We start from the raw sequence: 9,235 nt of genomic DNA on the forward strand, positions 1-9,235 counted from the left end.
ACAGCATCTCCTGTGTCAGGCGGGCTTTCTGTCCCCCGCCATGACGATCCACAAGGCCATCCGGGCCATCCGCATTGAAACGCAGCACCCAGTCACGGATACTCTGACGGTCTGTCCCCGCAAGCAGGGCCGCCTCGCCGCGCGAGGCGCCATCATAAATCGCCGCAAGCGCCAACAGGCGACGCGACTGACCCGCATGCCGGCTTCTGCGCGCAAGGCGTCGCAACTCCGAACTATCATGATCGTCACGCAGGGATAGAGGGCTGCCCATCCAGAATGCCTCCTTCAGAGAATGGTCTGCATCCTATGAATCACATTTTTAAACCGATGGGTACCCCGTGAGTCAGGCCAAACAATGGTTGGTATAACCTGCGCCTGATAGGTCAGTTCAAGATGGTTTTCATTGCCCTGCACAAGCGTCTGGCTGTCGCGGTCAAATTGCCGCAGGCCGGAACTGGCGCGACCAATGCCCCAGCCCAGACCGATCGTGTCGTTATCGCGCCCCTTGAACGGCGCCTTCAGGTTCAGGCCTGCGTCAATGGCGAAGCTGATCTGGTTACGATCACCGCCATTACCCGTGGCGCGTACGAACACGCCCACCGAGCGGGCCGATGTCAGCGACGGCCGCCAGATCATCTGGTCGATGATACCATACACCATCCAGTTACCCCGGTCCCAGCGCGGGGTCAGGTCACTTTGTGGCGTGGCTGCAGTGGCGTTGGCCACTGCAGCTCCTAACGAACCGCCATTGCGGTTGTAACGATAGTCGGCGAACTTCGCGGTATCATAGAACCCGCCCAGCTTGTACACGCCTGGCAGGCCGGGATTCTTGGTCACGTTCGACATGTCGGCCGGCTGCGGGTTGAGCGCGTATTGCAGTTCGGTCATCAGCAGGGCGCCGGTACCCATGTTGAAATTGGTGCCATTGGCACCATCATAGGTCTGGCTGGTGGGATCGGAATTGTAGCCGCTGATGGAGCCGGTAGCCTGCTGGATGGGGGTAGAATTATAGCGGTTACCCGGCGGATTGTCGTCCGCTGCGGCAAACATGAAGGTGAACTTCTCGCTCGGCCGGTAGCGGATCCGGATGGCGGGAGACGACAGCGGCCAGGACGGCCCGCCGCCATACAGGTTGACCGAGGGCGCCATGGGCCAGCCGAAATTGGCGTTGAGGTAAAGCGAGGCGTAATCGCTGATCAGGAACTCGGTATCAAGATCCTGCTGGCCGATCTTTACGTCCAGCTTGCCGCCAAGGAAAGACTGCTGGTACCATAGTTCGAACAGGCGGGTGGAACGGTCAGCCTCAAATCCGCTGACAGGGTTGAAATTGGCCAGATGGTCCTGCGAGATCGAGCGCCCGCGTGTCTGCAGTGCGCTGACATTGAACAGTCCCCCCTTCAACCCGAACAGTTTCTCGGTATCGACGGTCAGCGTGGGCATGGTTACACCGTCGTAGGACGGGCCGGTGCCTGATCCGCCTGCACCATCATTACCAGAAGCCGAACCGCCAGTCCCGTTGCCCCAGAGTTCATCGACTTCCTGGATGTCGAAGCTGATGCCGTGCTTGTACATCCATGACCGCGCGCCCCACATATTGCCCAGCAGGTTACCACTGGTGTCGAGTTTATCGTCACCAGCCGCCTTCTCCGCAGCATCGGCTTGCGCGCGCTCCGAATCACGTATGGTTGCTGGGTCGATCTGCTCAACCAGCGGAGTGGAGTTGCCAAGGCGCGCCCGATCTTCCTCGATCTGGGTCTGAGGAGCCTGAGCATAAGCGGCTGAGTATGCGAAGAGACTTCCTACCAGAGTGGAATTGATAAAAAGCACACGAGCCGAGCGTCGCGTAACGCCCGGAGAGTCAAGAAATGTCATGGAGGGAGCCTGTCGGGGAAGCGTCGGTAAAAGGAGCAACAATTCCGAATGCAGTCATTTCCCGACTGGGAAACAAACACGCATGCCATCGCGACAGAGCGTCAAAGAAGAAAATGCATCACGCCTTGATCCGCCTCCGGCTCCACCCGCCCGGCGACATATCTGAACTCGACGGTAGGTCTCCTGACTCACGGGTCACCACGCTGCATCCGCCTTCCCAACCGAAGTCAGTGGCTGCTACCCAATCTGGTAGCTGAGGACACAATGCTCGCCGTCTACAGTTGCGGGGGCAGCTGTCGACTGAACTCCCGGGGAAATTGCCCCAGCCAGAGTTATACGACATTCCCTTTTCACCCGTTCGCACGGGACCGTCGACTTGATAGACAGTGTTATAAAATTCTTATCCCCAAAAAGGCAAGACAGGATAATTAGAGAAATCCCTTCCTGATGGATATTGACCGCCTGCGCTTCGGCGTTTCACCTGCAGCCGTGGTAGTTCATGTCAAATTATGTCAGGCTATGCTCTTTTAGGAGTTTTAGATTAAGGGAGAGTAGATTATACCCCTGCAGGCCATAAACGCGGAAGCCGGTGAAATCCCGGCACGGTTGCGCCACTGTAAGCAGGTGTAGAACACAATTTTCTACCCGAAAGTCAGACCCGCGCATGGCTCCGTTCCGAGCGAAACAGGACGCATTTTTCCTGAGGAGTCGTATAAAATGTCTGATACTGCAATAGGTTCCCACGCTATCCCCTCTCCCGCGCCTATTCCCGTCAGGGAGATAGCGCCGTGGTTGGTTTTCGGCTTACTGATGCTGCTGGCCCTTTATTTTGTCGGCGCAGAGGAAGGGGCGACATCAATTATTCCTGGCATGTATGTGCACGAGTGGGTGCATGACAGTCGCCATCTTCTGGGTTTCCCCTGCCACTGACATGGAAAACAGAATGATGGTCCGCACCCTACTTATTCGCGGAATGCTCGTCGGTTTTCTGGCCGGCATTCTGGTATTCAGTTTCGCAAAAGTTTTTGGAGAACCTCAGGTCGATCATGCCATTGCATTTGAATCTGCCATGGACGAGGCTAAAGCCAAGGCAGATCTGGAGCGAGGCATCCATGATGTTGAAGAGCCGGAACTTGTAAGCCGGAAACTTCAAGCCAGTTACGGATTGCTCACAGGTGTAATGGTTTACTCGACAGCGTTTGGCGGGCTTTTCGCTCTTGTATTTTCTTATGCAAATGGGCGCATGAAAAGCACAGACCCTCGTGTTGTGTCTGTCCTGCTGGCGATAACCGGGATTATTGCAGTATATGTGGTGCCAAGCATCAAGTATCCTGCCAACCCGCCATCCGTAGGAAACCCGGATACAATTGGCATGCGGACAGAATTGTATTTTATAATGATGCTGGTCTCCCTACTGGGGATGATCGCAGCCACAATGCTTCAGGGACGCTTACGTCGGCAATATAATGCATGGACATCAACTTATCTTGCAGGCGCGTGTTATATTCTGATTGTCTTTACAACAGGCGAGTTACTTCCTGCGGTTAATGAAGTCCCCTCTAATTTCCCTGCTGATTTGCTCTGGAATTTCAGGATTGATTCCTTAGGCATGCAGATCATCATGTGGGCCACACTGGGTCTGGGTTTCGGTGCCTTTACTGAATATGCAAATCGAAACCGGTTTGGATATCGTAATGGCGCTAACATTCAGCTTAATGCCCATTAAAATGGCTTGAAGTTAAAAACGTGAGAACTGGCGTTGACTTGAAGCCACGCCAGATACTCAATGACAATTACGAGATTTTTTCGCGATATTTATGGGGAACTCGCCAATATCCATCACAACGTACTGTTTTCGGTTGCCGATTTCCCCATGCGCCAACAGGCGTAGGAAAGGGCGACAATCTCGCGACCAGATGGCGCCCTTCCCTTTTCTTTCCGCAAGCAGTCCAAAACCCGGCATTTGCCCTGACAGAACTACAGACTAATATTAAGCCCGACAATAATATCACGCGTCGCTGTTTCGTGCTTCAGTGTCATGGACACTATGCCCGCCACCTTCATATCGGCGCTACGCCACAGTTCATCGTTCCAAACAAAGGAGCGATCGGCCCATGCTGATACGATTTAACCATGACTCGGGCTGTCCATCACACCGACAGTTCGCCCTGCTGTCGGGCAAGAGCGTTGGCGATCATAGCCGAAAGCAACCTGAATGCTACGGCGTTAAGGTGTCATTGTCATCCCATGCCACACGCGTCCGGATGGTCAAGGGTCAGAAGCAGGCGCGTAACAGGAACCGGGAGATCCGAGATGGGCGGCGAACGGTGCAGTACTGCCCCTTTTGTCGACCAGCCGGGATATAACCGCCCTTTCAGAAGGGTGATCCAGCACGCTGGCGTATCATGGATGATCTCGCTGTCAGCATGTTTCCATTGAACCCCAGGCCCAGTGTAGGTGCACAGGAGGCGTAACGGAACATGGTCAACATGAAAGCGGCGGCAACTGTCGTGTCTGACCTTTTCCAGCCGAAAGCGGATTTCGGCCGTGCCCGACAGGCGCTGATAACGACGGGCAAGATTCAGGGCGTCGTCAGCAAGCGCCTGCGTGCCTGCCGGCAAGAAAGTTCGCAACTCGGTTTGAAGAATTTCAATGGTGCCCCGATGCAGAAACAGGTCCGGGCCGTGCGCATTCCACAAGGCCGCGGCCTGCATGATCTCCTGCCCGAGGTGACGTTCCTGCTGAACGATAAAACAGTCGTGCCTGTCAATGTTCTGGAACGGCATCAGGATGGTGGAAAACGGACGGGTCGGACAGGACGGTCTCATGTCAGGGTCCTTTAGGAGTTGTTATATTATAACATAACATATAGATTTGGCGGATCGCAACCCAATGGATGGTGTCCGTCATGCGCGAAAGACTTCCGGTAACGGTTCTTTCCGGCTTTCTGGGAGCTGGAAAGACGACGCTTCTCAACCACGTGCTCAATAACCGCGAGGGGCGAAAAGTCGCGGTGATCGTCAATGACATGAGCGACGTGAACATTGACGCGGACCTGGTGCGCGACGGCAGCAACCTGTCCCGGACGAACGAAACGCTCGTGGAAATGAGCAATGGCTGCATCTGCTGCACGTTGCGCGATGACCTGCTGCTGGAAGTACGGCGGCTTGCGGAGGAGGGACGCTTCGATTACCTCCTGATTGAATCAACGGGGATTGCGGAACCCCTTCCGGTTGCGGCGACATTCGAGTTTCGTGACGAGGCGGGCGAAAGCCTGTCCGATATCGCGCGGCTCGATACGATGGTAACGGTGGTTGACGCCGTCAACCTGCTGAACGATTACGCCTCGACAGATTTCCTGCGCGACCGGGGCGAGACGGCGGGCGAGGGGGACGACAGGGCGCTGGTTGACCTGCTGGTCGAGCAGATCGAGTTCGCGGATGTGGTGGTCCTGAACAAGGTCTCAAGTGCAACCGCAGCACAGCGCGAGACCGCGCGGCAGGTCATCCAGGCCCTTAACGCCGATGCGGATATTATCGAAACGGATCAGGGTATCGTGCCCTGCGCGCGCATTCTGGATACACACTGCTTCGATTACGACCGGGCGCACAAGCACCCGCTGTGGTACAAGGAACTGTTCGAATTCCACAACCATGTTCCCGAAACCGAGGAATATGGCATCCACACCTTTGTCTGGCGTGCCCGCCGCCCCTTGGTGCCCGAACGCTTCAAGGCCTTTATCGACTCTGCATGGCCGGGCGTGATCCGGGCGAAGGGCCATTTCTGGCTGGCGACCCGCCCGCAATGGGTGGGCGAACTGGGGCAGGCCGGTGCCTTGGTCCGCACGCAGGCCATGGGACGCTGGTGGGTGACGATACCAAAAGACCATTGGCCGGACAGCGATGAATGGCGCGACCTGATCCTGTCGAAATGGGACCCGGTTTATGGGGACCGCCGACAGGAAATCGTATTTATCGGCACGGCAGAAATGGACGATGCCGGCATTGCCGCGGTTCTGGATGCCTGCCTTGTACCCGACTTTGATGTCGAGCAGTTCAATCCGCTGCCGTTCGCCCATCTGCCTGACCCGTTCCCGGCCTGGGAGCAGGGAGAAATGGCGGATGCGTAAGGTGAAGGCAGATAACGAGCGGACATTACGCCACGAGATGTGGCGGCGGTATGCGGGGGATGACTGGGCCGCATTCGACGCGCTGCCCGCCGCAATCCGCCAACGGATAGCAGCACATGCCTATGATGCCTGGTCGGTCAACGTCATGATGCTGTGGCAGCATTACAAACGGCTCTATGGACGCACGATGCGCGCCGAACGGGCATTGATCCGCTATCTTGATTATTGCGAGAGGCTGGAGCGGGAAGCGTTTGCGTCACGCTACAGCGAAGTCTACGGCATGGTCCTGCCGCACGACGCCGCCTGCGTGTCAGTGCAGAGGTAAAATCAGTATTTTACTGTCATGACACTCGTATTTTCAGAAAGCATCTTCATTGGGATCGCCAGCCTGAAAAATAATCCGATGCTGCCCGTTGGGACGATTATGCCTGTAGAGCGTTCAATGGAAATTTCGTGCCTTAACCACGATATTTTCTCGCAAGCGACCCTGCTCAGGGTCGGAGAAATCGTGCAACGACCGATTTCCCACATCGGCCAGCAGGAAGGAGAGATCCACAATCTCACGCGTCACGAGATGCACTACCTCCCCTTCCTTCTGCAGCCGCCCCACAACCCCCAGCATCTGACCCGAGAGGACCACACGACGAAAGCGCTCGAACATATCGGGCCAAATAATCACGTTGATCGCCGCCGTCTCATCCTCCAGCGTCATGAACACCACGCCCTCGGCCGAACCGGGCCGCTGACGGACCAGCACCAATCCTGCCACCGACAGGCTGCTCCTGTCCCGGGCCTCCAGGGCCTGCCGGCACGTCACCATCCCGCGTTCGCTAAGATCATCGCGCAGGAAAGCCACGGGATGATCCCGCAGGGTCAGGCCAGTGCGGTTGTAGTCGCGCGCGACCTCAGCCCCGTCCCGCATGGGCTGGAGCAGCACGTCGGGTTCTTCCGCTTCACGCACGACGGAAGCTGCGGCAAACAGCGGCAGGGGTTCGTCACGTAGTGCTTTGATCGCCCAAAGCGCCTCGCGCCGGGCCAGACCTAGCCCCGGCCGGAAAGCGTCCGCCTCGGCCAGATGGGTCAGGGCTACCCCCTTCACCCCTGCCCTGCGCCACAGATCGTCGACCGAGGCAAAGGGCCGGTCGCCCCGTGCCGCCACGATCCGGGCCGCATCCTCATTGGCCAGCCCTTTCACCAGGTTCATGCCCAGACGGACGGCAAACAGCCCGTCATTCCGCTCCGGGCCTTCAAGTATGCTGTCCCAGCGCGAGGCGTTGATGCAGACCGGCCGGATCTCGACCCCATGTTCGCGCGCATCGCGCACAAGCTGCGCCGGGGCATAGAAGCCCATGGGCTGGCTGTTCAGGAGTGCTGCCAGAAACACATCCGGATGGGTGCATTTCATCCACGATGACGAATAGGCCAGAATGGCGAAGCTGGCCGCATGGCTCTCGGGAAAGCCGTAACTGCCAAACCCCTCAAGCTGCTGGAAGATGCGCTCGGCAAAGGTCTCGGGATAACCCCGCGCTGTCATGCCCTCGATCAGGCGCGTGCGAAAGCGCGAGACCGTGCCGGTATTCTTGAACGTCGCCATGGCCCGGCGCAGCTGATCAGCCTCGGACGCCGGAAACCCGGCGCAGACCATAGCCACCTGCATCACCTGTTCCTGGAACAGCGGAATGCCCAGCGTCTTCCTGAGCACCTTTTCCAGTTCCGGCGTCGGGTAGACTTCCTTTTCCTGCCCGGCCCGCCTGCGCAGATAGGGATGCACCATGTCCCCCTTATGTGGACGGCCTTTACGATGCAAGAGGTCACATTGATTGCATTGTCGTATCTTTCTTCTGCGTATTTTCGCTCCAGCGAAATGCACTGATACTGTCATGATGTGGAGATCCGGTCAGATGCGCCCTTATGTCCGGCCTGTTTATGCGAAATCCTTCGCTGGCCATCATGGGTGTTCGCTTGCGTGTCAGGCACCAATCTGGATCTCGTGCTCAATGGCACATGGGGACATTCGGTATTGCCTGAACTGCTTCTGATTACAGTCTTTCCCATCACGCGGTCAGTGCATACTGCCGGATCTACCGGAGCTTATTCCGGTATCCATCATCCTGGTGGTACATGTCAGACTATAGCGACACTGCGACCGGCCGGACGATAGATCTCTTTGCGCGACAACAAAACCCAGATGATCCGGGCCAGCTTGTTGGCTAACGCCACGGTTGCCAGACGGCCCGGGCGACGTTCCAGAAGCTTGCAAAGCCATACTCCCGCAGCGCTATCCCATTTCTGTGCGCGGTAAAGCATGGATGTTGCGCCCAGAACGAGCATCTTTCTTATTTCCCGGTTGCCCGTTTTGGTAATTCTGCCCAATCGGGTTTTTCCGCCCGATGAATGCTGGCGCGGTACGAGACCAAGCCAGGCTGCGAAGTGCCGGGCCGTATCGAAGGCCCCAATATCGGTAACAGACGCGACAATCAGGGAGGCGGTTACCGGACCAATGCCCGGGATGGTCAAAAGACGGCGAGCATCTTCATCCTGTTTGGCATGTGTCCGGATACCTCCTTCCAGGTTTTCTATGCTTTCGTTCAGTCGACCATACTGTTCAAAGAGCAGCATGGTTGTCTGTTTCAGGGCATCAGGCAGATTGGATGAGGTTTCGATTTTCGCCAGAAGTTCGGGGAGACGGGCATTTCCAAGGGGAACAATCAAACCGAATTCCGCTGCAAGTGCACGCAACGCATTCACCAGCATCGTTTGCTGTTTGACCAGAAGGGTACGAGTTGAGTGCAGCGATAACAGGCTTTGCTGCTCCCGATTTTTAATCGGGACGAAGCGCGTGTCGGGATGGATCGCGGCAAGACAAATCGCGGCGGCATCAACAGCATCGTTTTTCTTGCCACGTTTGACAAATGGTTTGACCATTTCAGGGGGAATGAGTTTTACCTCATGACCGGTGTCACGGATGACACGAGCCCAGTGATGCGACGTGCTACAGGCTTCGAGTACGACCAGGCAGCGCTCCAGCTTTTCAAAGAATGAGATAACTTCACTCCGCCCGAGTTTCTTCTTGAGCAGACATTTTCCGCTTGCGTCCGTGCCATGCACTTGAAAAACAGACTTGGCGATATCCAGGCCGATTATGGTAACTTTCATCCGGGCGGTCTCCTCTGAATGGTCTTCCGACCTCATCATGGCACATTGATGTCGCATGGAGGCCGTCCACCCCATCTG

Annotated in this window: 9 protein-coding genes, 1 pseudogene and 1 riboswitch; of the genes and pseudogenes, 5 read left to right on the forward strand and 5 right to left on the reverse strand. The window is 56.7% G+C overall.

The window, feature by feature from the left end; translation table 11 throughout:
- A partial coding sequence (locus tag GEU01_RS17465) for a helix-turn-helix domain-containing protein (RefSeq protein WP_026018770.1) occupies positions 1 to 271 on the reverse strand: 271 nt, incomplete at its 3' end.
- Between the two features lie 14 nt (positions 272 to 285).
- Positions 286 to 1,872 (reverse strand): carbohydrate porin, encoded by a 1,587-nt coding sequence (locus GEU01_RS17470; RefSeq protein WP_232272606.1) that lies wholly within the window; start codon positions 1,870 to 1,872, stop codon positions 286 to 288.
- Between the two features lie 156 nt (positions 1,873 to 2,028).
- Positions 2,029 to 2,260, reverse strand: a riboswitch (cobalamin riboswitch).
- A 329-nt stretch (positions 2,261 to 2,589) separates the two neighbouring features.
- Between GEU01_RS17470 and GEU01_RS24765 the strand changes: the two genes are divergently transcribed.
- Positions 2,590 to 2,802, forward strand: coding sequence for a CbtB domain-containing protein (locus tag GEU01_RS24765; RefSeq protein WP_010518378.1), 213 nt, complete (start codon positions 2,590 to 2,592; stop codon positions 2,800 to 2,802).
- A 13-nt stretch (positions 2,803 to 2,815) separates the two neighbouring features.
- Positions 2,816 to 3,598, forward strand: coding sequence for a CbtA family protein (locus GEU01_RS23155; protein ID WP_019087116.1), 783 nt, complete (start codon positions 2,816 to 2,818; stop codon positions 3,596 to 3,598).
- 514 nt (positions 3,599 to 4,112) lie between these two features.
- Here GEU01_RS23155 and GEU01_RS27625 read toward each other — a convergent pair.
- Complete coding sequence (locus GEU01_RS27625) at positions 4,113 to 4,457, reverse strand: DUF1826 domain-containing protein (RefSeq protein WP_373321426.1); 345 nt, start codon at positions 4,455 to 4,457, stop codon at positions 4,113 to 4,115.
- Here GEU01_RS27625 and GEU01_RS27630 point away from each other — a divergent pair.
- Genes GEU01_RS27630 through GEU01_RS17495 form a run of 3 tightly spaced genes read left to right on the forward strand, consistent with a single transcriptional unit; the run spans position 4,353 to position 6,326 of the window.
- On the forward strand, positions 4,353 to 4,715 hold the full coding sequence (locus GEU01_RS27630; protein ID WP_010517670.1) for a hypothetical protein: 363 nt from the start codon (positions 4,353 to 4,355) through the stop codon (positions 4,713 to 4,715). The genes GEU01_RS27625 and GEU01_RS27630 overlap by 105 nt on opposite strands.
- A 53-nt stretch (positions 4,716 to 4,768) precedes the next feature.
- Positions 4,769 to 6,001: a GTP-binding protein gene (locus GEU01_RS17490; RefSeq protein ID WP_026018841.1), complete on the forward strand. Its 1,233-nt coding sequence runs from the start codon at positions 4,769 to 4,771 to the stop codon at positions 5,999 to 6,001.
- Positions 5,994 to 6,326, forward strand: a complete 333-nt coding sequence (locus GEU01_RS17495; protein WP_010517673.1) for a DUF6525 family protein — start codon at positions 5,994 to 5,996, stop codon at positions 6,324 to 6,326. Before GEU01_RS17490 ends, GEU01_RS17495 begins: the two co-directional genes overlap by 8 nt.
- Before the next feature lie 114 nt (positions 6,327 to 6,440).
- Here the strand turns inward: GEU01_RS17495 and GEU01_RS23160 are convergent.
- Positions 6,441 to 7,790 (reverse strand): annotated as a pseudogene (locus GEU01_RS23160) (helix-hairpin-helix domain-containing protein); the annotation flags it as partial.
- A gap of 335 nt (positions 7,791 to 8,125) precedes the next feature.
- A complete protein-coding gene (locus GEU01_RS17505) occupies positions 8,126 to 9,157 on the reverse strand; it encodes an IS110 family RNA-guided transposase (RefSeq protein ID WP_014106769.1) in 1,032 nt (343 codons plus the stop codon).
- Positions 9,158 to 9,235 lie beyond the last annotated feature (78 nt).

Source organism: Komagataeibacter europaeus LMG 18890 (genome assembly GCF_000285295.1).
Classification (GTDB): domain Bacteria; phylum Pseudomonadota; class Alphaproteobacteria; order Acetobacterales; family Acetobacteraceae; genus Komagataeibacter; species Komagataeibacter europaeus.

Bases quoted from the DNA above. Each gene is read 5' to 3' on its own strand.
- GEU01_RS17470 (WP_232272606.1), bottom strand. From the start codon at position 1,872: ATGACATTTCTTGACTCTCCGGGCGTTACGCGACGCTCGGCTCGTGTG.
- GEU01_RS24765 (WP_010518378.1), top strand. From the start codon at position 2,590: ATGTCTGATACTGCAATAGGTTCCCACGCTATCCCCTCTCCCGCGCCT.
- GEU01_RS23155 (WP_019087116.1), top strand. From the start codon at position 2,816: ATGATGGTCCGCACCCTACTTATTCGCGGAATGCTCGTCGGTTTTCTG.
- GEU01_RS27630 (WP_010517670.1), top strand. From the start codon at position 4,353: ATGGTCAACATGAAAGCGGCGGCAACTGTCGTGTCTGACCTTTTCCAG.
- GEU01_RS17490 (WP_026018841.1), top strand. From the start codon at position 4,769: ATGGTGTCCGTCATGCGCGAAAGACTTCCGGTAACGGTTCTTTCCGGC.
- GEU01_RS17495 (WP_010517673.1), top strand. From the start codon at position 5,994: ATGCGTAAGGTGAAGGCAGATAACGAGCGGACATTACGCCACGAGATG.
- GEU01_RS17505 (WP_014106769.1), bottom strand. From the start codon at position 9,157: ATGAAAGTTACCATAATCGGCCTGGATATCGCCAAGTCTGTTTTTCAA.